Origin of the sequence: Streptomyces sp. NPDC049915 (assembly GCF_040656475.1) — a bacterium.
Taxonomy (GTDB): Bacteria; Actinomycetota; Actinomycetes; order Streptomycetales; family Streptomycetaceae; genus Streptomyces.
The window spans coordinates 24,025-45,890 of record NZ_JBFAMH010000019.1 but is presented as its reverse complement, the minus strand read 5'-3'; the positions used below and the strand labels follow the sequence as shown (position 1 = coordinate 45,890).

General features: G+C 72.7%; 21 protein-coding genes and 1 pseudogene. 7 read left to right on the top strand and 15 right to left on the bottom strand.

The features are described 5' to 3' along the window. Positions 1 to 26: 26 nt before the first annotated feature. Positions 27 to 773: a lysophospholipid acyltransferase family protein gene (locus tag AB0J12_RS27570; protein WP_363267142.1), complete on the bottom strand. Its 747-nt coding sequence runs from the start codon at positions 771 to 773 to the stop codon at positions 27 to 29. A gap of 169 nt (positions 774 to 942) precedes the next feature. On the opposite strand from AB0J12_RS27570, the gene AB0J12_RS27565 reads away from it, so the two are divergent. Both AB0J12_RS27565 and AB0J12_RS27560 read left to right on the top strand, forming a co-directional pair. Beyond that, on the top strand, positions 943 to 1,722 hold the full coding sequence (locus AB0J12_RS27565; protein ID WP_363267141.1) for an alpha/beta fold hydrolase: 780 nt from the start codon (positions 943 to 945) through the stop codon (positions 1,720 to 1,722). Beyond that, positions 1,715 to 2,305 carry a hypothetical protein gene (locus tag AB0J12_RS27560; protein ID WP_363267140.1) on the top strand — a complete coding sequence of 197 codons (591 nt, stop codon included), beginning with the start codon at positions 1,715 to 1,717 and terminating at the stop codon, positions 2,303 to 2,305. The genes AB0J12_RS27565 and AB0J12_RS27560 overlap by 8 nt, the downstream gene beginning before the upstream one ends. 6 nt (positions 2,306 to 2,311) lie before the next feature. Here AB0J12_RS27560 and AB0J12_RS27555 read toward each other — a convergent pair whose 3' ends face one another. The 6 genes from AB0J12_RS27555 to AB0J12_RS27530 form a co-directional block, all read right to left on the bottom strand. Beyond that, on the bottom strand, positions 2,312 to 3,058 hold the full coding sequence (locus AB0J12_RS27555) for an endonuclease/exonuclease/phosphatase family protein (RefSeq protein ID WP_363267139.1): 747 nt from the start codon (positions 3,056 to 3,058) through the stop codon (positions 2,312 to 2,314). Between the two features lie 129 nt (positions 3,059 to 3,187). Beyond that, entirely contained in the window at positions 3,188 to 4,141 is a 954-nt protein-coding gene (locus tag AB0J12_RS27550; protein ID WP_363267138.1) for an ROK family glucokinase, read from the bottom strand. A gap of 108 nt (positions 4,142 to 4,249) precedes the next feature. Further along, the gene (locus tag AB0J12_RS27545) at positions 4,250 to 4,741 is read right to left on the bottom strand and encodes a DUF5304 domain-containing protein (RefSeq protein ID WP_363267137.1); all 492 of its coding nucleotides are present in this window, start codon (positions 4,739 to 4,741) and stop codon (positions 4,250 to 4,252) included. Between the two features lie 57 nt (positions 4,742 to 4,798). Then, positions 4,799 to 5,971, bottom strand: a complete 1,173-nt coding sequence (locus AB0J12_RS27540) for an ArsA-related P-loop ATPase (protein ID WP_363267136.1) — start codon at positions 5,969 to 5,971, stop codon at positions 4,799 to 4,801. 140 nt (positions 5,972 to 6,111) lie between these two features. Continuing rightward, the gene (locus AB0J12_RS27535; RefSeq protein WP_363267135.1) at positions 6,112 to 6,552 is read right to left on the bottom strand and encodes an SRPBCC family protein; all 441 of its coding nucleotides are present in this window, start codon (positions 6,550 to 6,552) and stop codon (positions 6,112 to 6,114) included. Positions 6,553 to 6,645: 93 nt separating this feature from the next. Next, positions 6,646 to 7,443, bottom strand: a complete 798-nt coding sequence (locus AB0J12_RS27530; protein WP_363267134.1) for a metallophosphoesterase — start codon at positions 7,441 to 7,443, stop codon at positions 6,646 to 6,648. A 317-nt stretch (positions 7,444 to 7,760) separates the two neighbouring features. Between AB0J12_RS27530 and AB0J12_RS27525 the strand changes: the two genes are divergently transcribed. Next, the gene (locus AB0J12_RS27525) at positions 7,761 to 9,557 is read left to right on the top strand and encodes an AMP-binding protein (protein WP_363267133.1); all 1,797 of its coding nucleotides are present in this window, start codon (positions 7,761 to 7,763) and stop codon (positions 9,555 to 9,557) included. Positions 9,558 to 9,669: 112 nt separating this feature from the next. On the opposite strand, the gene AB0J12_RS27520 is transcribed toward AB0J12_RS27525, so the two are convergent. Next, the gene (locus AB0J12_RS27520) at positions 9,670 to 10,812 is read right to left on the bottom strand and encodes a glycosyltransferase family 4 protein (protein ID WP_363267131.1); all 1,143 of its coding nucleotides are present in this window, start codon (positions 10,810 to 10,812) and stop codon (positions 9,670 to 9,672) included. Between the two features lie 96 nt (positions 10,813 to 10,908). Here AB0J12_RS27520 and AB0J12_RS27515 point away from each other — a divergent pair, with 96 nt between their 5' ends. After that, entirely contained in the window at positions 10,909 to 12,153 is a 1,245-nt protein-coding gene (locus AB0J12_RS27515; RefSeq protein WP_363267128.1) for a glycosyltransferase 87 family protein, read from the top strand. A gap of 74 nt (positions 12,154 to 12,227) precedes the next feature. Here AB0J12_RS27515 and AB0J12_RS27510 read toward each other — a convergent pair. Further along, positions 12,228 to 13,171 (bottom strand): annotated as a pseudogene (locus AB0J12_RS27510) (MATE family efflux transporter). 85 nt (positions 13,172 to 13,256) lie between these two features. Here AB0J12_RS27510 and AB0J12_RS27505 point away from each other — a divergent pair. After that, positions 13,257 to 13,787 carry a PadR family transcriptional regulator gene (locus AB0J12_RS27505; protein ID WP_363267126.1) on the top strand — a complete coding sequence of 177 codons (531 nt, stop codon included), beginning with the start codon at positions 13,257 to 13,259 and terminating at the stop codon, positions 13,785 to 13,787. Between the two features lie 56 nt (positions 13,788 to 13,843). On the opposite strand, the gene AB0J12_RS27500 is transcribed toward AB0J12_RS27505, so the two are convergent. The 5 genes from AB0J12_RS27500 to AB0J12_RS27480 all read right to left on the bottom strand — a co-directional run bounded on the left by AB0J12_RS27500 (position 13,844) and on the right by AB0J12_RS27480 (position 19,253). After that, a complete protein-coding gene (locus AB0J12_RS27500) occupies positions 13,844 to 15,037 on the bottom strand; it encodes a hypothetical protein (RefSeq protein WP_363267125.1) in 1,194 nt (397 codons plus the stop codon). 29 nt (positions 15,038 to 15,066) lie between these two features. Next, positions 15,067 to 16,092, bottom strand: coding sequence for an NlpC/P60 family protein (locus tag AB0J12_RS27495; protein ID WP_363267124.1), 1,026 nt, complete (start codon positions 16,090 to 16,092; stop codon positions 15,067 to 15,069). Positions 16,093 to 16,367: 275 nt separating this feature from the next. Further along, a complete protein-coding gene (locus AB0J12_RS27490) occupies positions 16,368 to 17,402 on the bottom strand; it encodes an NlpC/P60 family protein (protein WP_363267123.1) in 1,035 nt (344 codons plus the stop codon). Positions 17,403 to 17,613: 211 nt separating this feature from the next. Then, the gene (locus AB0J12_RS27485; protein ID WP_363267121.1) at positions 17,614 to 18,957 is read right to left on the bottom strand and encodes an NYN domain-containing protein; all 1,344 of its coding nucleotides are present in this window, start codon (positions 18,955 to 18,957) and stop codon (positions 17,614 to 17,616) included. A gap of 56 nt (positions 18,958 to 19,013) precedes the next feature. Further along, positions 19,014 to 19,253, bottom strand: a complete 240-nt coding sequence (locus AB0J12_RS27480; protein WP_363267120.1) for a hypothetical protein — start codon at positions 19,251 to 19,253, stop codon at positions 19,014 to 19,016. 156 nt (positions 19,254 to 19,409) lie between these two features. On the opposite strand from AB0J12_RS27480, the gene AB0J12_RS27475 reads away from it, so the two are divergent. Together AB0J12_RS27475 and AB0J12_RS27470 are read left to right on the top strand one after the other, a co-directional pair. Then, complete coding sequence (locus AB0J12_RS27475; protein WP_363267119.1) at positions 19,410 to 20,153, top strand: rhomboid family intramembrane serine protease; 744 nt, start codon at positions 19,410 to 19,412, stop codon at positions 20,151 to 20,153. Further along, positions 20,150 to 20,431 carry an Lrp/AsnC ligand binding domain-containing protein gene (locus AB0J12_RS27470; RefSeq protein WP_100572304.1) on the top strand — a complete coding sequence of 94 codons (282 nt, stop codon included), beginning with the start codon at positions 20,150 to 20,152 and terminating at the stop codon, positions 20,429 to 20,431. Before AB0J12_RS27475 ends, AB0J12_RS27470 begins: the two co-directional genes overlap by 4 nt. A 48-nt stretch (positions 20,432 to 20,479) precedes the next feature. Here the strand turns inward: AB0J12_RS27470 and AB0J12_RS27465 are convergent, their stop codons facing one another. Further along, complete coding sequence (locus tag AB0J12_RS27465; RefSeq protein ID WP_363267118.1) at positions 20,480 to 21,841, bottom strand: aminotransferase class V-fold PLP-dependent enzyme; 1,362 nt, start codon at positions 21,839 to 21,841, stop codon at positions 20,480 to 20,482. Positions 21,842 to 21,866: the final 25 nt, after the last annotated feature.

Genomic DNA, 21,866 nt, shown 5'->3' with positions numbered 1-21,866 from the left:
CCACCCCCCGTCGGCCCGCAGGCGTCCTAAGCGTCCTGCTCCTTCTTGGCCTGTTCCTTCTCGGCCTTCGCCAGCGCGGCCTCGGCCTCCTTCTGCGCCTTCGCCGCCTCCGCGATCTGCCGCTTGGCGGCGGTCGCGTACATGTCGACGTACTCCTGGCCGGAGAGCTTCATGATCTCGTACATGACCTCGTCGGTCACCGCGCGCAGTACGAAGCGGTCGTGCTCCATGCCCTGGTAGCGGGAGAAGTCGAGCGGCTTGCCGATGCGGATGCCCGGCCGCATGACCTTCGGGACGATCTTCCCGGGCGGCTGGATCTTCTCCGTGTCGATCATGGCGACGGGGATCACGGGGGCGCCGGTGGCCAGCGCCACGCGTGCGAGGCCGCCCGGCTTGCCGCGGTAGAGGCGGCCGTCGGGCGAGCGGGTGCCCTCGGGGTAGATCCCGAACAGCTCGCCGCGCTCCAGCACCTCGATACCGCTCTTGATCGCGGCCTCACCGGCGCCGCGCGCCCCGGAGCGGTCCACCGGGAGCTGCCCGACGCCCTTGAAGAACGCGGCCGTCAACCGGCCCTTGACCCCGGGGGTGGTGAAGTACTCGGCCTTCGCGATGAACGTGACCTTGCGGTCGAGCACCGCGGGCAGGAAGAACGAGTCGGAGAAGGAGAGGTGGTTGCTCGCCAGGATCGCCGGGCCGTCGGCCGGGACGTTCTCCAGGCCTTCCACCCAGGGCCGGAAGACAAGCTTCAGCGACCCTCCGACGGAAACCTTCATCGCGCCGTACAACAACCGAGTGCCTCCTGTATGTGTCGAACAGACCATAACCCGGAGGGCCGCGAAGAGCCCGACGCCCCTGGTCGGTGTCAGTGCCGTCGCGTACGGTGAAGCTCACCTGGAAGTCTCGGGAGTCGTGCACACCCTTCTCACGAACAGGAGACCGACCGTGCCGGTCCTTCCTGGAGCCGAGCCGTACCGCCACGAGGGCGGGGAGGTGGGGGTCCTCCTCTGCCACGGCTTCACCGGTTCCCCCCAGTCGCTGCGCCCCTGGGCGGAGTACCTCGCCGAGCACGGGCTGACCGTCTCGCTGCCGCTGCTGCCGGGGCACGGCACCCGCTGGGAGGACATGCAGGTCACCGGCTGGCCGGACTGGTACGCGGAGGTGGACCGCGAGCTGCGCGCCCTGCGCGAGCGGTGCGCGCGCGTCTTCGTGGCCGGCCTTTCCATGGGCGGCGCGCTCGCCCTGCGCCTCGCGGCGCGGCACGGGGACGCGGTGGAGGGCATCGTCGTCGTCAACCCGGGGAACAAGGTGCACGGCGTCGCCGCGCACGCCCTGCCCGTCGTACGCCACCTGGTGCCGGCGACGAAGGGCATCGCCAGCGACATCGCCAGGCCCGACAGCACCGAGCTGGGCTACGACCGGGTGCCGCTGCACGCGGCGCACTCGCTGCGGAATTTCTTCCGGCTGGTCGACGGCGAGCTGCCGCAGGTCACCCAGCCGCTGCTGCTCCTGCGCAGCCCGCAGGACCATGTGGTCCCGCCGGCCGACTCGGCGCGCATCCTCAGCCGGGTGTCGTCCACGGACGTCACGGAGATCCTGCTGGAACAGAGCTACCACGTGGCGACGTTGGACCACGACGCGGACCGCATCTTCGCCGAGAGCCTCGCGTTCATCGGCCGGCTCGCACCCAGCTTCGGCAAGGAAGGGACGGCGGCAGGTGGCTGAGCACGACTCGGAGCGCGAGGAGCGCGAGGGCCGCGACGAGCGCGACGCGCGCGAGCCTCAGGAGCAGAGCGTCCCCTTCGACGAGGAGGCCGCCTGGAAGGCGATCGTCGCCGCCTACGGCGAGGAGCCGCCGGACCCTCCGGGCAGCAGGCCGTTCCGGTCGGTGGAGGATCTGGCACTGCCGGAACCCGCCACGGACGACGAGCCCGAGGAGGAGCGCAAGCCGGCGAAGCCGGCCCGGCCGCTGGGCAGCTCGATCTCCTTCGCTCCCGGCGTCGGCCCGCGCGACCACAGCGTGCCCGAACCCTCCGACGACGACTTCGACGAGGACGACGACGGCCACTTCGTCCCGCCGGAGCCGCCGCCGCTGCCCGACGCGGACGCCACGGCGAAGTTCGCCTGGCTCGGCGTGGTCGGAGGCCCGCTGCTGCTCCTGCTGGCGGTCCTCCTGCGCTGGGACATGACCTGGTGGCTGACGACCCTGTCGGTCGGCGGCTTCCTCGGCGGCTGCGCGACGCTGGTGATGCGGATGCGGACGGACGAGGACGACGACGGGGACCCCGGACGCGGGGCCGTCGTCTGACGCTCCCTACCGCGCGGGGATCTTGAGGGCGGCCAGGACCGGCAGATGGTCGGTGGCCGCCCTCAGGTCTGCCTCCGTGACGCCCGGGGCGCCGAGCGGCACCCCGCAGCCGAGCACCTCGACGCCCTGCGTGACGAAGACCGCGTCGATGCGCTGGTAGGGGTCGGCGGAGGTCCAGGTGTCCGTACCGCCCCAGCGCGCGGCGGTGTGACAGTCCTGGAGGTTCCCGGCGAGGCGGCGGAAGGTGGGCCCTTCGGGCCGCTCGTTGACGTCGCCGCCGACGACCGTGTGCGTGACGCCCATCGCCGCGAGCCGGTCCAGGAGCATGCCGCCCTGCGCGTCCCGCTCGTCCTTGTCGAGGGACAGATGGCAGCTGATCACACCGAGCCGGGCCCCGCCGAAGCGGACCACGGCCGTGGCCAGACCGCGGCGGTGCAGGCCGGGGGTGGGGGGCAGCAGAACGTCCTCGGTGCGTTCCACGGTGGCGCGCAGGTTGCTCAGGATCGCCGGTCCCGTGGTCGTGGCGCCGCCGGTGACCATGACCAGGTCCGCCGCGTGGGCGAGCCGGGCGAGCTTCTTGCGCCAGCGGAAGAAGCGGGGGGCCTCCTGGATGAGGACCAGGTCGGGGGCGCAGGAGCGGATGACGCGGGCGAGGGCGTCGGTGTCGTCGCGCATCGAGCGGATGTTGTAGCTCAGGACGCGGATGGTCGCAGAACCGTCGGGCTCTGTGCGGGAGTTGGGGAGCGGCTCCATGTGGATCAATCTACGCCCAACGGCTCGGGGCGCGGGGACCGAGCGCGACTGCCGGTTCGTGGTGGCTGGTCGCGCAGTTCCCCGCGCCCCTTCAGGTCGGCACGGTGGCCGCCGGATGAAGCGTGGACGTCACATGATCGGGTCGGGCTCGCGGGCGAGGTCCGCCGCGCCCACCATCCCCGCCTTGTTGCCCAGTTCCGCGGCCCGCACCTCGGCCACCGGACGCCAGTTGCCGCCGACCAGCCAGCGCTTGTACGACTTGCGGATCGGGTCGAGGACCAGCTCGCCCTCGTCCGACAGGCCGCCGCCGACGATGAAGGCGGACGGGTCGAAGAGGGAGGCGAGGTCGGCCAGGCCCGCGCCGACCCAGCGGGCCAGCTCGCGGTAGGAGTCGACGGCGACCTTGTCGCCCTGGCGGGCGGCCACGGAGATGTGCTTGCCCTCGATGCCGTCGGGGCTGCCGTCGCCGAGGCCGAGCAGGATCTCGGCGCGCTCCGGGGTGGCGTTGGCGCGCTGCCGGGCGTAGCGCACGAGGGCGCGGCCGGAGGCGTACTGCTCCCAGCAGCCCTGCGAGCCGCAGCCGCACAGCAGGCCGTCCGGCACCATCCGGATGTGGCCGAACTCGGCGGCCACGCCGAAGTGGCCGCGGCGCAGCTTGTTGCCGATGATGATGCCGCCGCCGAGACCGGTGCCGAGCGTGATGCAGATGACGTTGCGGTGGCCCTTGCCCGCGCCGAACTTGTACTCGCCCCACGCGGCGGCGTTGGCGTCGTTCTCCACGACGACCGGGAGGCCGGTGCGCGCCTCGACCTTCTCCTTCAGCGGCTCGTTGCGCCAGTCGATGTTGGGCGCGAAGTAGACCGTGGACCGCTGCCGGTTGACGTATCCGGCGGCGCCGATGCCCACACCGACGATCTCGTGCCCCGCGCGTGCGCCCTCCACCGCCGAGGCGATGGCGTCGATGATGGCCTCGGGCGTGGTGGGGGTCGGCACCTTGAAGGTCGAGAGGATGTTGCCTTCCTCGTCGACCACGCCGGCCGCGATCTTCGTGCCGCCGATGTCGACGCCGATGGTGAGTCCCATGAATCCCTCAGTTTCGGTCGAGCCCCGCTACGGCCCACGGTACCCGAGCCGTTTGCCCTCGGGTTGCCGTCGTCCGCCCGGTGGACCCGGCGCCGACACGGGCGGGGCTCAGTCGAGGTCGATGCGCTGCCCGGGACCGTCGTCGTCGCCGCGCCCCCGCAGGTCGTCGTCCAGGTCGCTCGCGCCGGCCGTCCAGCGCTTCTCCTGGGCCTGGACGGCGGAGCGGTAGGCGGCGAGCAGCTCGCTGCCGGCGGCGGCGAGGTGATCGAAGACGTCCGGGTTGCGTTCGATGACCGGCTCGACGGCGGCCTTGGCCTGCTGCACGACCTGCCGCACCACCTGCTGGGCGGCCGGCCCGGCGACCGAGCCGAGCAGCGGTGACTGGATACCGGTGAGCTTTTCGGCGACCGAGTCGACCAGCTTCTTCAGCTCCTCGGCGGCCGAGCCGGGGGGCGGGCCGTGCTGTGTGCGACGGCGGGCCTTCTCCGCCGCCAGGTCCTCCGCGCAGGCGGAGGCCCAGGCGTCGGCGTCGGTGGCGCGGAACTCCTCGCCGGCGCTCTCCTGCTCACCGGCACCGGACGGGGGGCGCTCTTCGCTCATGACGCACTCCTGACTACGGCTGGTCCTTACGACGTTACCCGAACGGTGGTACGCCGTTCACCGCTCGCGGGGCCACAGTGCGGGGTCGGGCACGAACCGGACGCGCAGCTCGCCGTCGCGCAGGGCGGCGCCGTCGACGGTGCAGCGGCGCAGGGCCGAGGGCAGCGGGACGATACGGCGGAAGGGGCCCGCGTTGACGACGAGTTCGTCGCCGCGCCGCACGAGGTCGAGTTCCTCCCGTACGGCGCCGGGCAGGGGGAGGTGCCAGACGAGGACGCCGTCGTCGGCGATGTGGTCGGTGAGGGGCCACTCGACGGGGGCGGGCTCCGCGCCGGCGCCCGGTACGGCCAGGGCGGTGAGGTCGTCGGTGCCACGCGGGTCGCGGCCCAGGTGGGCGGTCTCCCGCACCGGTCCGTACGCCTCCCGCCACTCCTCCAGTGCCTTGCGCTGCTGGGCGACGGGACCGGCCAGCCAGGAGGCGGCGGCGTCCTCCGGCAGGACCCGTGCCGCGAGGACGGACTCCACGGGCAGGGCGCGCAGGGCGAGGCCGAGGGCGGCGGTGCGCAGGGCGTCGGTGCCGGCCGGGCCGGGTTCGGCGACGAGGCGGACGGCGGTGTGCCGGTCGGCGAGGACGGCCTCGACCGCCGCCAGCTCGGTGTCCCAGCGGCCGGCGGTGTCGTACAGCCACTCGGCCGGCATGGGGACGCCGGCCAGGCGGCCGAGGACCGGGCGCAGCGCGCGGGCGGCCTGCCGCTCCGGCGGGAGCAGGCGGCGCAGGTAGCGGCGCAGCTCCTCGGGGAGGGAGAGCAGGGCGAGGGCCTGCGGCGTGGGCGGCAGGTCGACGACGAGGAGGTCGTGGGTCTCGGCGAGGGCGGCGTCGCGCAGGGCGCGCAGCAGGGTGAGTTCCTCGGCGCCGGGCAGCGGGGTGACTTCTTCGGGGTCCAGACGGGAGGCGCCGAGCAGATCGAGGACGTTCGCGGCGCGGTTCTGGAAGCCGGTGAGGTCGTCTCGGAAGCCGGCGGTGGCGTCGGGACGCCAGGCGGTGAGCTGCGGGGCCACCTGGCGGGGGGCCGGTCCGGTGGGGGTGCCGAGGGCGGCGCCGAGGGTGTCGGTGCGGTCGGCGCTCAGGACGAGCGTGCGGGTGCCCTCCCGGGCGGCGGTGAGTGCGGTGGCAGCGGCGACCGTCGTACGGCCGCTGCCACCGGGACCGGTGATCAAGAGGGTGCGCATGGGGGTGAACGGTACCGAAGCCGACGTCGGCCGTGCGCTCGCCGGTGCTGCAACCCCCCTGGGGGCGCGGGGAACTGCGCGACCGGCCACCCACGACCCGCGCGGTCGGCGTGCGACAGGAGCGAGCCTCTCAGGGGCCGCTACTGCCCCGACTCGACCCGCTTCTTCAGCCCCGCCAGGGCCCGGTCGATGATGACCTTCTCGGCCTTGCGCTTGATCATGCCCAGCATGGGGATCTTGACGTCGACCGTCAGCGAGTAGGTGACCTCGGTCGACCCCGTACCCACCGGCTTGAGCAGGTACGAGCCGTCCAGCGACCGCAGCATCTGCGACTTCACCAGCGTCCAGGAGACCTCGTCGCCCCCGGTCCAGGTGTAGGCCAGCGTCTGGTCGTCCTTGATCGCACCCGCGTCCATCACGAGCCGCACCTGCTCCGCGCGGCCCGCCTCGTCGGTCTTGAGGACCTCCGCCTCCTTCACCTCACCGGTCCAGTCGGGATAGCGCGCGAAGTCGGCGATGACCGCCATGACGTCGGCCGGTGCCGCCTCGATCACGATGCTCGAGCTGGTGTGTTCCGCCATCGCCGTGGCTCCTCCAGATGCGGGCCGGTTGGGACAGGTAACAGGTGCGGTGTGAAGGCTACCGCGCCCGCGACCAGCCGCCTTCACCGCCGGTCACCACTGAAGCGCCCACGGCTTTCCGGTCCCCGCGAAGTGCCCGACGTTCACACACTCGGTGGCCCCGATCCGCATCCGCTTCACCAGCGGCTGGTGCACGTGCCCGAACAGGGCGTACCGCGGCCGGGTGCGCCGGATCGCGTCCAGCAGCGCGCGGCTGCCCCGCTCGAAACGGCGCGCGACGGTGTCGTAGACCAACTCCGGTACCTCCGGAGGGATGTGCGTGCACAACACGTCGACCTCGCCGACCGCCTCGATCTTCGCGGCGTACTCCTCGTCGGAGATCTCGTACGGCGTGCGCATCGGCGTGCGCAGGCCGCCGCCGACGAAACCGAAGGTCCAGCCGCCGATCTCGACGCGTTCGCCGTCGAGGACGGTGGTGCCGGGGCCGGCGTACTCCTTCCACAGCGTCGGCATGTCGACGTTGCCGTAGGTGGCGTACGTCGGCGTGGGGAACGCCGCGAACAGCTCCGCGTACTGCCGCCGCACCGCCTGCTCGATCACCGCGGCGCGCTCGCCCTCGATGCCCGCCCACAGCCGGGCGCCCAGCTCGCGTGCCTCCTCGAACCGGCGGGCGGTGCGCAGGGAGACGAGGCGGCCGGCGTTCTCGGTGCCGAACAGGTCGGGGAAGATGCCGCGGGAGTGGTCGGCGTAGTCGAGGAAGAGAATGAGATCACCCAGGCAGACCAGGGCGTCGGCACCGTCGCCGGCCCGGGCCAGGTCACGGGCGTTGCCGTGCACGTCACTGACCACATGAACACGTGTCCTGCGCCTGCCGGCCGGTGGGGATGACATGGCGATCAAGCGTAGGCGCAGCGATGCACCTGTGAACAGTGACAGCCGGACCTGCGGTTACTGGCTAGTCAGGAAAGCCGTGGACTACTGTGCGCAAAGGAACACCAATCTGTGTGACGCAGCGAACATCTCGCCGGGACCCCCTGTCGAAGAAGCCATACCGGCGGGTAACGTCCGGGCCGTCCAGTCGTGCTCCGGATGTCAACCAGTGGGCTCCCCATCCTCCTGGCGTCCTCCCGAGCATCTGACCGAGCCTTGGACCGGACCGTCGCATCACACAACGTCGTGGCGCCGGCGCCCTATGAGGAGCAGCAGTCTTGCGCGAGTTCAGCCTTCCGGCTTTGTACGAGGTCCCTGCGGACGGCAACCTGACCGACATCGTCCGCAGAAACGCCGCGCAGCACCCGGACGTCGCCGTCATCGCCCGTAAGGCCGAAGGGGCCTGGCAGGACGTGACGGCCACGGCGTTCCTGGCCGAGGTGCACGCCGCCGCCAAGGGCCTGATCGCCTCCGGTGTCCAGCCGGGCGACCGGGTGGGCCTGATGTCCCGCACCCGCTACGAGTGGACGTTGCTGGACTTCGCGATCTGGAGCGCCGGCGCGATCACCGTGCCGGTGTACGAGACCAGCTCCCCGGAGCAGGTGCAGTGGATCCTGTCCGACTCGGGCGCCACCGCCTGCATCACCGAGCTGGACACCCACACCGCCGCCGTGGAGTCGGTGCGCGAGCAGCTGCCCGCGCTCAAGCACGTCTGGCAGATCGAGGCCGGCGCCCTCGAAGAGCTGGGCCGGGTCGGGCGGGACGTCTCCGACGAGACGGTGGAGGAGCGCGGCTCGCTCGCCAAGGCCGACGATCCGGCGACGATCGTCTACACCTCCGGCACCACCGGCCGCCCCAAAGGCTGTGTGCTCACCCACCGCAGCTTCTTCGCCGAGTGCGGCAACATCGTCGAACGGCTGCGCCCGCTGTTCCGCACCGGCGAGTGTTCGGTCCTGCTCTTCCTGCCGCTCGCGCACGTCTTCGGCCGGCTGGTGCAGATCGCGCCGATGATGGCGCCCATCAAGCTGGGCTGCGTCCCGGACATCAAGCACCTCACCGACGAGCTGGCCGCCTTCCGGCCGACGCTGGTCCTCGGCGTGCCGCGCGTGTTCGAGAAGGTGTACAACTCCGCGCGCGCCAAGGCGCAGGCCGACGGCAAGGGCGCGATCTTCGACAAGGCGGCCGACACCGCGATCGCCTACAGCAAGGCCCTGGACACCCCGTCGGGTCCGTCCCTCGGCCTGAAGGTCAAGCACAAGGTCTTCGACAAGCTGGTCTACAGCAAGCTGCGCGCGGTCCTCGGCGGCCGCGGCGAGTACGCCATCTCCGGTGGCGCCCCCCTCGGTGAGCGCCTCGGCCACTTCTTCCGCGGCATCGGCTTCACGGTACTGGAGGGCTACGGCCTGACCGAGTCCTGCGCGGCGACCGCGTTCAACCCGTGGGACCGGCAGAAGATCGGCACGGTCGGCCAGCCGCTGCCCGGCTCGGTGGTCCGCATCGCCGACGACGGCGAGGTGCTGCTGCACGGCGAGCACCTGTTCAAGGAGTACTGGAACAACCCGGGTGCGACCGCCGAGGCGCTGGCCGACGGCTGGTTCCACACCGGTGACATCGGCACCCTCGACGAGGACGGCTACCTGCGGATCACCGGCCGCAAGAAGGAGATCATCGTCACGGCGGGCGGCAAGAACGTCGCGCCGGCCGTGATCGAGGACCGGATCCGGGCGCACGCGCTGGTCGCGGAGTGCATGGTGGTGGGCGACGGGCGGCCGTTCGTGGGCGCGCTGGTCACCGTCGACGAGGAGTTCCTCGGCCGCTGGGCCGCCGAGCACGGCAAGCCCGCCGGTGCCACGGCGGCGTCCCTGAAGGACGACCCGGATCTGCTGGCGGCGGTCCAGGCGGCGGTCGACGACGGCAACGCGGCCGTGTCGAAGGCGGAGTCGGTGCGGAAGTTCCGGATCCTGTCCCACCAGTTCACCGAGGAGTCCGGCCATCTGACTCCGTCGCTGAAGCTGAAGCGGAACGTGGTGGCGAAGGACTACGCGGACGAGATCGAGGCCCTTTACGCGAAGTAGGGGCGCCTTCCGGGGTGCCGGGTTCTGTGCGCCGGCGGCTTCCGGTCGTCCGTGGCTGGTCGCGCCCGCGCGGCGGAGCCGTATGCAGCCCCGCGCCCCTGGGTGGGCTGCACTACAGCAGCGTTTTCAAGTTCTCCGCCAGCAGGTCCCAGCGCCACTTCTCCTCGACCCACTGACGGCCCCGCTCCCCCATCCGCCGGCGCAGTTCCGCGTCGGCGAGGAGGGCGACGATGCGCTCGGCGGCCTCGTCGGGGGAGCCGCCGCGCACAACCCAGCCGGTCTCCCCGTCGAGGACGGCGTCGGGCGCCCCGCCGGAGTCCCCGGCGACCACGGGCAGTCCGGTCGCGGAGGCCTCCAGGTAGACGATCCCGAGGCCCTCGACGTCGAGCCCCCCGCGGCGCGTCCGGCACGGCATGGCGAACACGTCCCCGGCGCCGAAGTGGGCGGGCAGGTCCGACCAGGGCACGGCGCCGGTGAAGACCACCGAGTCCGCGACCCCCGTCTGCGCGGCCAGGCGGCGCAGGTCCTTCTCGTACGGCCCGCCGCCGACGATCAGCAGCACCGCGTCCGGCTCGGCGGCCAGGATGCGCGGCATGGCCTGGATGAGCGTGTCCTGCCCCTTGCGCGGCACCAGCCGTGAGACGCACACGACGACGGGCCGGTCGGTGAGCCCGAGCCGGGCCCGCACCTGGTCGCCCCCCGACGCCGGGTGGAAGGTCTTCTCGTCGACGCCGGGCGGCAGTTGCACCATCCGCGCGGCCGCCTCGGGAGTCAGCGCGCCGGCGATCCGGGCACGCGTGTACTCGCCGAGGTAGGTGATCGTGTCGGTGCTCTCGCCGATCCGGCGCAGCAGCTGCCGGGCGGCGGGCAGCTGGGCCCAGCCGGCCTCGTGCCCGTGGGTGGTGGCGACCAGCCGCCGCGCGCCGGCCCTGCGCAGCGCCGGCGCCATCAGCCCGAGCGGCGCGGCCGCCCCGAACCACACCGATGTGCACCCGTGCTCGCGCAGCAGCCCGACCGCCCGCCGGGTCGCCCCGGGCGTCGGCAGCAGCATCGTCGTGGAGTCGCGTACGACGGTGAAGGGCTGCTCGGCGTCGAAGGCGGCGGTCGCCTCGGCGCCCTCACGGCCGCGCTTCCAGGTGGAGGCGTAGACGACGACCCGCTCGGGGTCCAGCCGGAGCGCCATGTTGTGCAGGAAGGCCTGGATGCCGCCCGGCCGGGGCGGGAAGTCGTTCGTCACGATCAGGGTCTTGTGCATCGCCGCCGACCCTACAAGAGCCCCCGTATGTGGCAGGCACACAGCCGGGCACGCCATCATGTTCTGCAAGCTGGTATTCGAACGGACGGGGATCACGTGAAGACGACGGCCACCAGGTGGTCCCTGACCGGGCTGCTCGGCGTGTGGGCGGTGACCCGGCTGTTGCTGCTGCTGTTCGTCTTCCGGGTGTACGTCTTCCCCGGCCCGGACGTGACCAGCGACGTGTGGGTGATCTACCAGGGCTGGTACGACGTCCTGCGCGGCGGAACGTTCCCGCAGCAGGACGTCACCTGGCAGTACCCGCCCGCGGCCGCGCTGGCGATCCTCTCCCCCGCCACGCTGCCCTTCCTCGGCTACGCGCACGGCTTCTTCGTCCTCGCCTTCGTCGCCGACCTGGTGACGCTCGCGCTGCTCGTGTACGCGGGCCTGCGCCCCGGCAAGTCGCTGTGGGGCCCCTGGGTGTGGGTGGTCGGCGTCCCGCTGCTCGGCCCGACGGTGTACGCCCGCTACGACGTGATGGTGACCGCGGTGGCCGTGGCCGCGCTGCTCGCCGGTGTGCGCCGGCCACGGCTGATGGGGGCGCTGGCCGCCTTCGGGGCGATGCTGAAGGTCTGGCCGGCGCTGCTCCTGGTCGGCGTGTGGGGCGCGGCCCGCCGACGGGCGTGGACGACGGCCGCGGTGACCGCGGCGGTGCTGGCGGCCCTCCTCGCCGTCTGGATGCCCGGCGCCTTCGCCTTCCTCACCGCCCAGCGGGACCGGGGCACCGAGGTGGAGTCCCTCGGCTCGACGGTCTTCCACGTGGCCCGGCACTTCGGCTGGAGCGGGCAGGTGCTGCTGAACTACGGCTCGGTGGAGTTCCTCGGCCCCTACGTCCAGGTCGTGAGCACGGCGGCGCTGGCGCTGACCGGGGCGGTGTTCGCCTGGCTGCTGCTGTGGCGGGTGCTGGCGTCCGAGTTCTCGCCGCACTCCCTGGCGGACGCGGCGTTCACCGCCGTGCTGCTGTTCACCACGACCAGCCGGGTGATCAGCCCGCAGTATCTGGTGTGGCTGGTGGGTCTGGCGGCGGTGTGCCTGTGCTTCCGCTCGACCCGGATGCGATGGCCGGCGGCGCTTGTGCTGGCGGCGACGCTGTTCACGGTGCTGGAGTTCCCGGTGCACTTCGGCAACGTGGTCGCGAGCGACGACCTGGGCATGACGCTGCTGTTCGCCCGCAACGGCCTGCTGGTCGCCGCCACGGCCACCGCCGCCGTCCTGCTGTGGCGCTCGACGGTCCCGCCCGCGCCCCGCAAGACGGTCCCCGCGCAGGCCGCCGACCCGAACAGGACCCCGGTCGCCTCCTGAGCCGGGCCCCTGGCACCCTCCGGGCCGGACCCGGTCGGCTCCTCGAGCCCACGCCGGTCGCCGCCGAGCCGGCCTCAGGTGGCCCGTACCAGGGAGGCCGTCTCCTCCTGCGGTGCCGGAGAGCGCCGGAGCAGCAGCGCCACCGCCGCACACTGCACGGCCATCGCCGGCGCGAGCGCCAGGCACACCCCCGGCAGGCCGAGCCCGGCCAGCGCCAGGGCGAGCGGCAGTTGGGCGGCCGTGCCGGCGAGGGTGATCCGCAGCAGCGCGGGCGCTCCGCCGCTGCCCTCGAAGACCCCGCCGAGCGCGATGAAGCAGGCCATCAGCAACAGGTAGGGGCCGACGCAGCGCAGGAAGAGCACGCCGTCGTGGGCCACCGCGGGCCCGGCGCCGAAGGCGGCCATGATCCGGGGGGCGGCGAGGGCGAACAGCGCGGAGGCGGCGAGGCCCACCGTGCCGGAGACCAGCACGGCCTGCCGGCCGATCGCCCGCCGCGCGTCGCGGCCCTCGCAGGCCATTGGCGAGCAGGGCGAGGCGCATCGGGGTGCGGGTGTCGCCGGTGCCCTTGAGGACGGCGTCGAGCAGCTGCTGGGCGAAGAAGACGGCGACGCCGGGCAGGGAGACCGCGAGGTAGGCCGTGGCGAGCGGGACCGCGGCCCCGTCCCCGCCGCCGAGCACCAGCCGGGCCAGCGGCTCGCGCAGCAGGAACCCGCCCACCACGACCACCGGTGTGACGACCCCGAACAGCGCCCACCCGCCCCGTACTGCCGAGCGCACCGCCCCCGGATTCTTGCGCGCCCCGGGCGTGGGCGACCAGCACGGTCGTCCCGGAGGCGAAGCCGAGGGCCACCCCCAGCAGCACGTTCTCGGTGTTGGTGGCCACGGCCGCGGCGGCCACGGCGGGTCCGCCGAGCCGGGAGACCCAGACGGTGTTGATGATCCCGGCGGCGACCGAGGCCGGCAGGGAGAGGTAGACCGGGTGGGCCAGTGCGATCAGTTGCCTGCGATGTGCGTCCAAGACGTCCCCCTCGACCCTGGTACCTCGAATCGAGATAGCTCGACCAGAGGTAGCATGGCGCGGAGGCCACCCGCAAGGAGGATGCGTGCTGGAGCTGTCGATCCTGGGCTTTCTCGCCGAGGAGCCGTTGCACGGCTACGAGCTGAAGGAGCGCATCAAGGCGCTTCAAGGTCACGTCCGCCCGGTGAGCGACGGCGCGCTGTATCCGGCGATCACCCGCCTGGTCGCCGCCGGCAAGCTCGGCCAGCACACCGAGGAGGGCGCGAGCGCGGCCCCCCGGCGGGTGCTCTCCCTCACCGAGGCCGGCCGGGCGGACCTGCTGGAGCGCCTGCGGCGGCCGAAGCAGGTGGAGATCACCGACCAGGTCCGCTTCCACGTGGTCCTGGCGTTCCTGCGCCACCTGCCGGACCGCGCGGAGCAGGCGGCCGTCCTGCGCCGCCGGCTCGAGTTCCTGCAGACCCCGTCGAGCTTCTTCTACCGGGACGGCAGCCCGGTGCGCGCGGAGGAGGCCGGCGACCTGTTCCGCCAGGGCATGCTGCGCGTGGCCCGGGCGACCGGCGAGGCGGAGCGGGCGTGGCTCAGGGAGGCGATCGACCTGCTGGAGCGGCCCGGCTGACCGCCCGACCGACCTCCTGGAGCAACCCGCCGGCCGCCCGGCCCGGGGCGCAGCGCTCAGCCCAGCTGCACCCGCAGGTAGTCCCGCCACTGTGCGGTGAAGTCCGGCAGGGTCACGCCGAGCGTCGTCCGCATCGCGTCCTCCACCGCCCCGGCCCGCACCCGGTGCTCGCCCACCGCGCGGTAGAACGCGCGCAGCTGCGCCTCCCCCCACCGCTCGGCGATCATCCGGCAGGCCAGCCAGCCGCTCTCGTACGCCCGCGCCAGCCGCCCGGCGTCCCCGGCGAAGCCGAAGTCGCGGTCGCCGGGCAGCGCGGCCGGCACCTCGCCGTCGGCCACCGCCCGCTGGAGCTCCGGCGCGGCCTGCGCGGCGGTGCGTCCGCTGCCGCGGTAGCCGACCCAGTCGGCGTACCCCTCCGACAGCCACAGCGGCGTCGCGGCGTCGGTGGCGCGCCGGGTGGCCACGTGCGTGGTCTCGTGTGTGAGGACCACCTGCCGGCCGAGCGTGCCGAGCATGCCGTACGCGTCGGGGTTGACGATGACCCGGTCGGCGGCCGCCTTGGCCGGCGCCCCGGTCTCGCCGGTGGTGACGGCGGCGATGCCGCGGTAGGAGGAGGCGGGCGAGCCGAGCAGCCGCGCCATCCCGTCCAGCGACTTCGGCACCAGCACCACGATCCGGCCGGGCCAGTTCGCTCCCCAGGCGTCGGTCACGGCGGGCACCGCCCGGTCGGCGAGCGAGACGTAGGCGCGCAGTTGCCCGTCGGGCCGGCCGACGCCCAGCACGAGACTGTGCCGCCCGCGCACGACCCGTACCGTGCCCTGGTCCCACAACTGGTCGGCGGAGTTCGGCGCGGGCCGCTCGGCGGCGACCGACCACCGGCCGTCTTGGGAACGGGTGAGCGTGAGCGTGCGTCCCGCCGTCACCGGCGCCTGGTCGTAGTCCCGCACCCGGTAGCGCAGCTCGGCGTCCACGGTCGCGGTGGCACCGCTGCGGCGCACCCCGGTGACCCGGTACGACCACGAGGTGAGCGGCACCTCCCGCACCGCGGCGAACCCGGCCCGCGTGCCCGTGGCGCCGTAACCCGCCGCGTCGTGGTGCAGCACCGCCTCGGCCCGCCGGTCGAGCAGACGCTGCACCTCGGCCCGCACACCGTCGGCGCCGGGCCGCCCGCCGCACCCCACGAGGGACACGAGCAGCAGGCACACCGAGACGAGAACCGACACCCCCGACGCACGCCCTCGACCAGCCACCTTCCCGAGGGTACGGGGCCAGGGCCCGGTCAGACCCTGGTCACCGACGAGATCGGCATCATGCCGACCGGGTCGTAGCGCACCGGGGCACCCGGATAGGGGGCGTGGATGACCCGGCCGTTCCCGACGTACATCCCGACGTGGCTGGCGTCGGAGCGGTAGACGACCAGGTCGCCGGGGCGGGCCTGAGAGAGCGGCACCTGATGGCCGGCGAAGCGCTGTTCCTGCGAGGTGCGCGGCAGATGCACCCCGGCCCGCGCGTACGCCCACTGCATCAGGCCCGAGCAGTCGAACCCGGAGGGCCCGTTGCCGCCCCACACGTACGGCCTGCCGAGGGCCGCGCGGGCGGCGGCGACCGCGGCGGCGGCCCTCCCGGAGGCCGGCACGGCCCCGCCGAGGTCGGGCAGGTAGGTGCGGCCGGAGCGCGAGATGCGCTCATAGGCGGCGCGTTCGGTGTCCGGCAGGGAGTTGAGCAACCGGCGCGCCTTGGCGAGCTTGTGCTCGACGGTCTTCTTGTGGCGCGTGACGGCCGCGCGGCTGCGCTCGAGTTCGGCCAGCTGCCGGGTGGCCTCGGCGCGTTCCTGGGCGAGTTCGCGCAGGGCGCCCTGCAGCTCGTGCAGTTGCCCGGCCTGGTGGGCGGTGATCCGGTCGAGCACGGAGGCCTTGTCGAGGTAGTCGTCGGGGTCGGCGGAGAACAGCAGCGCGACGGCCGGGGCGATGCCACCGGAGCGGTACTGGGCTCCGGCCAGCGAACCCAGCGCGTCCCGCATGGTGTTGACCCGCTCCTGCTGACGGGCGATCAGATCCTGGCTGTCGCTGACCTGCCGGTGCAGCGCGTCGGCCCGCTCGTCGGCCTTGTTGTACGCCTCGGTGGCCTTCTCGGCCTCCTCGTAGAGGCGGTCGACCTCGGCCCGGGCATCGCCCTGCGGCGCGGCCACGGCGGAGCCGGCCGGTACGGCGCCGAGGGCCGCGGCCGCGACGGACAGCGCACTGAGGGCGGCGCACGCGCCCCGGTCGAACCCGGAGTGCGCAAGGCGACGGCGATGGGAACCCACGGGAGGCCGCGCTCCTTCCACTGGGGAACAGGACTGCTCCCCGCGGAACCGAAAACGCCGTGGACGGCGCAGGCCGGGGGAAACGCGGCAGACAGTAGCCCCGTCACGGGCCGGCGGCCAAAGACCGCCGCGGGCACACACGGTGACGCCCCGCCGCTGACGCAGGTCATCGGCGGGGCGTGGGGTCATTTCCCGTAGTCACGATTCGCCCGTTCGGGCGGCACGGCGCGTTGATCTTGTCGAGGGCCGGGATGTCCTGGCGCGAGTCCCGAGGGTCAGATCCGCACGCCGAACTGGAACGGCATGTTGTTGATCGACTCGTAGCGCACGACGGTGCCGGTGCGCGGGGCGTGCAGCACCTGGCCGTTGCCCGCGTACAGGCCGACGTGGTGCAGGTCGCCGTAGAAGAGCACCAGGTCGCCGACCTGGAGGTCGCTCATGGAGTAGATGCGCGTGCCGGCGTTCGCCTGGGCCTGCGAGGTGCGGGGGATGGAGACGCCGGCCTGGGCGTAGGCCCAGGAGGTCAGACCCGAGCAGTCGAAGGAGGACGGGCCGGTGGCGCCGTAGACGTACGGCGAGCCGATCCGGCTCTGGGCGGCGGAGAAGGCGGCGGCGGCGCGGCCGGAGGCGGCCTTGGAGTTGCCGAGGTCGACGCGGCTGCTCGCGGAGCGGCTGGCGCGGGCGTCCTCCGCGGCCATGGCGGCCTTCTCGGCGGCGGTCAGGGAGTTGAGCAGCCGCTGCGCCTCGGCGAGCTTGCCCTGGACTTCCTTCTTCTTCTTGCCCAGCTCGGTGCGGGTGGCGGAGAGGTCCTTGAGCTTCGCCGCGGCCTCGGAGCGCTCCTGGGCGAGCTGACGCTGCTTCTCCTGGATCTTCCTCAGCGCCTCGACCTGCTGGCCGCTCAACTGGTCGAGCGTGGAGGCCTTGTCGAGGTACGAATCCGGGTCGGAGGAGAGGAACAGCTGCACGGAGGAGTCGATGGTGCCGGTGCGGTACTGGGCGGCGGCCGCCAGGCCTATGCCGTCGCGCAGCTCGTTGAGCTCCTCCTGGCCGCGCGCCACGTTGTCCTGGATGGTGGAGATCTCCTTCTGGAGCGTCTCCTGCTTCTCCTTGGCGCCGTTGTACTTCTCGGTGGCCTGCTCGGCCTCCTCGTAGAGCTTGTCGACCTTGGCCTTGACCTCGTCCTTGCTCGGCTTCTCACTGGGCGCGGCGTTGGCCGCCTGCGCGCTGATGGCGACGGCAGCGGCGGCTGCGGTGGTCAGCACGGTCACACGTGCACGGCTCGGCTGCTTGGGTCGACGGTGGGACGCCACGGAGGCGAACTCCTTCTTGTGAGTAATCACCCGTTCGGAGGTTCGAAGGCAGACCCTAGTGACCTCGCTGTGATGAGTTCAAATCCTCACAGCAAAAAAACCCGTCACGCCATGCATTCTTTGCACACAACTCACCAGCAGTGACATGGGATTGACCGTCTGTGGATCGTCGCGGGCGCCAATTCGGGCATTGGGCCCGTGCGTTCACCTTCTAGGACAGTCGCTTGAGGAGTACCGCAGAAGCCACCGGTCGGGCACCGGCCCGGGCGACGCCGTCGGCCACCTCGCGATCGGTGGAGGCGACGATGACCGGGCGGCCCGGCGGCTCGGCGCGCACCAGCTGGCGGATCAGCTCGTCCGCCGTGACACCCGGCTTGGAGAACAGCACCCGCACCCCGCGCGGCGGAGCCAGCAGCACCGGCGCGACCAGTTCGGCCCCGTCGAAGACACAGGTGACCTCGGCGCCGGTCTGCGCGGCGAGCGCGGACAGCTGCCCGAGGAGCCTCAGGCGCTGCTTCTCCAGCGGCATCTGGGGATAGCCGGTCTTGGTGACGTTGTAGCCGTCGACGACCAGATGCGCCTGCGGCAGCGCGAGCAACTGGTCGAGGATCGCAGGGTCGTTCTCGGACAGCGCGCGCGCCGCGATGTCCTTCGGCGTCATCCGCCCCGGCTCGACGGCGTCCACGGTCTCGGCCGGGCGCACGGACACCGGGGGAAGGGCGAGTTCGCGCCGCAGTCCCTGGGTGGCGTCCAGCAGGGTGTCCAGCAGCAGCCGGACCCGCATGTCCTCCACGCTGCGTCCCTCGCGCGCCGCGCGGCGGGTGGCCTCCAGGGCGGCCTCCGCCTCGCTCAGACGCGTCTTGAGCCGCCGTGACTCGCTCTCCGCCGCGGACACCTGCGCCTGCGCTTCGGCGCGTACGCCCTCGGTCTCGGCCTGCGCCTTGCGCAGTGCCGCCTCGCCGCGCTTGACGTCACTGAGGGCGGCGCGCAGCTTGCGGTGCAGCGATTCCGCTTCCTTCTTGACCTGGTCCAGCTCCGCGCGCAGCCGCTCGGTCTCGGCGCGGGTGTGCTCCTTGGTCTGCGCGAGCAGTTCGCGCAGCCGCTCCAGCTCGGCGCGGCTCTCCTCGTCGGCGCGCTCGGCGTGGGCGCGCTGCGCCTCCTCGCCGGCCGCGGTGACCAGCTTCACCCAGCCCGCGGGGCGCAGAACATAGGCCGCGGCCGCCACGTCGAGCGGGTCCGCGGCCGGGGGCGGCGAGCCGGAGTCCAGGGCGCCGGCCAGTTCCGGCTGCGCTTCTCTGAACTTCTCGCCGATCCGCTGCCGGAACAGCGGATCGGTCTCCAGCGCGGCCGCCATCGCGTTCCCGGCGAACTTGGCCCGCCGGTTCGGTGCGAACCGGGCGTACTGCCGAAGCTGTGCGGGCAGTTCGCCGACGGTCAGCCCGCCGAAGCCGTCCGCGACGATCTGGACGACCCTGCGGCGCACGCCGTCGGGCAGCGGACGGTCGAGCACCTCAGCGGCGCCGTCGCCCGGCCCCCCGCCTGTGGTCTCCACCATCCGTCACTCCTGTACCTGTCGTACGTGTTTCCTGTCGGCCGTGAGGGGGCGCCGGCTCAGGCCTCGGCCGCGGGCCGGTCCACGAGCTCCACCTGGTCCACGGCGTTGCACCAGCGGCAGCGCACCGACTCGATGGTCTCACTGAGCACGTCGCGCTCCTCGACCTTGGGCTCGCCGGCGAGATCGAGGTGGACGTACTCGACGACCTTCGACGAGCGGGTCACGTCGAAGCGGGTGAGGTTGCCGCAGAGCGTGCAGCGCCACCGCGTCGTGGCGGTCGGCAGGGGAACCGTCATCGTGACTGTTCGCTTTCTTCCAGTGTCCGTGACGCACCGGCCTCCCCGGTGCGTGTGGCTCGTAACCCTACGGCCTGGCGGTCACTCGCCGCTGGTCCGTCCACGGCGGCGAGGCGGCCTCGTCCGATGCGTCCGGTTACGTCATGCTCTGTAGGCATGATCGGCAACTGGACGACCGCGGTCGGCAAGGCGACCAGGACCCTGTCGCGCACCTCGGCCCCGGTGACGTACGCACTGATCGCCGTGTGCTGCCTGATCTTCCTGCTGGGGCCGGCGGCGGGCGTGAACCCGGCCTACGGCCACGGCGACGAACTGCTCACCGCCCAGCGGGCGTACTTCCGGCGCTGGGGCGTGGTCCCGGGCGAGCTCTTCCAGGGCTCCCCGCGGGCCGTGCTGACGCCCATGACGGCCCTGTTCGTGCACGGCAGCTGGGTGCATCTGCTCGGCAACATGCTCTTCCTCTACGTCTTCGGAGCGATGACCGAGGAACGGATGGGCCGCGGCCGGTTCGTCGTGTTCTACGTCGGCTGCGGTTACCTGGCCCTGCTGGGATACGCCGCCGTCCACGCCGCGTCCGAGCAGTCGCTGGTCGGCGCCTCGGGGGCGATCTCGGCGGTCCTCGGCGCGTTTCTCTCCCTCTTTCCCCGCGCCCGGGTGACCAGTCTCCTGCCGTTCCTGTTCTTTGTGCCGCTGCGCTTCCCGGCGTGGGTCGTCCTGCCGTTCTGGGCGGTGCTGCAGTGGCTGGCGGCGGGGCGTGCCACCCAGGGGCCGGGGGTGGCGTACCTGGCCCATCTGATCGGCTTCGGGCTGGGCTTCCTGGTCGCGTGGGTGGCCGTCCGCCGTAGGACTAGAGTGAAGGCCGCCCCTGCTCCGGCCCCCGAGGGAGAGAACCAGCCGTGATCACCGCGATCGTCCTCATCAAGACCAGCGTGGACCGGATCCCCGAGATCGCCGAGCAGATCGCTTCGCTGGATTCGGTGAGCGAGGTCTTCTCCGTCACCGGGACGTACGACCTGATCGCCATGGTGCGGGTGCGGCAGCACGAGGACCTGGCGGAGGTCATCCCGGGGCGGATCAGCAAGATCCCGGGCGTCGAGGGCACGGACACGCACGTGGCTTTTCGGACGTACTCCCAGCACGACCTGGAGGCGGCGTTCGCGATCGGTCTGGACTCCTGACCGGGGGAACACCGCCTCACCGGGCGTTCGACTGCCTCGGACCGCGCCTCAGACAGCGGGAACGCAGCGGCCGTCTTCCGTCCTGTACGTCCACTGCGCGCCCTGGGTGACCAGTTCCTTGACCGCCGTGACGAAGCGCTCCACATGCTCGTCCGGGGTGCCGGCGCCGAAGCTCACGCGGATCGCGTTGAGGGACTTCTCGCCGGGGGCCGCCTCGGGGGCGCCGCACTCGCCCTGGCTCTGAGGGTCGCTGCCGAGCAGGGTGCGCACCAGCGGGTGGGCGCAGAAGAGGCCGTCGCGGACGCCGATGCCGTACTCGGCGGACAGGGCCGCGGCGAAGTGGGAGCTGTTCCAGCCCTCGACGACGAACGAGATCACGCCGACCCGGGGGGCGTCGTCGCCGAAGAGGGAGAGGATCCTCACCTCGGGCACGTCGGCCAGGCCCTCGCGGACCGCGGCGATGAGCTGCTGCTCGCGGGCGACCAGGGTGTCCCAGCCGGCCTCGGTCAGCGCCTTGCAGGCGGAGGCGATGGAGTAGGCGCCGATCACGTTCGGGGAGCCGGCCTCGTGGCGGGCGGCGCTGTCGTGCCACTCCACGTCCACTCCCCCGTCCTCGCGCCGGGCGACCTTGCGGCTGGCGCCGCCGCCGGCGAGGTAGGGGTCGGCGGCCTGGAGCCAGTCGGCGCGGCCGGCGAGGACGCCGGAGCCGAAGGGGGCGTACAGCTTGTGGCCGGAGAAGGCGACCCAGTCGACGTCGAGGTCGCGCACGCTCACCGGGTGGTGCGGGGCCAGCTGGGCGGCGTCCAGGACGATCCGGGCACCGTGGGCGTGCGCGGCGGCCGCCAGCTCGCGCACCGGCCACAGTTCGCCGGTGACGTTGGAGGCGCCGGTGACGCAGACCAGAGCGGGGCCGTGGGGGTCGCGGTCGGCGAGCGCACGCTCCAGGGTCTCGACGGCCTGCCGCGGGGTGCGCGGGGCGTTGAGGTAGGTGACCTTCGCGTGCTGCCAGGGCAGCAGCGAGGCGTGGTGCTCGGTCTCGAAGACGAAGACCTGGCAGTCGGCCGGGAGCGCCCGGGCCAGCAGGTTGAGCGAGTCCGTCGTGGAGCGGGTGAAGACGACCTGGTCGCCCTCGCGGCAGTCGAGGAACTCTGCGACCGTCTTCCGGGCGTTCTCGAACAGGTCGGTGGACAGCTGCGAGAGGTAACCGGCACCGCGGTGCACGCTGCCGTAGTACGGCGCGTACGCCGCCACGTCGTCCCAGACGCGCTGCAGGGCGGGAGCGCTGGCGGCGTAGTCGAGGGCGGCGTAGGTGACCTCGCCTCCGGTGACGAGCGGGACGGTGACATCTCGACCCAGAACGGGCAGCGGGGCACAAACGGACCGGTCGGCGGCAGCGGTGGAGACAGACATGGCGGAACTCCCGTGAGGATGCGCG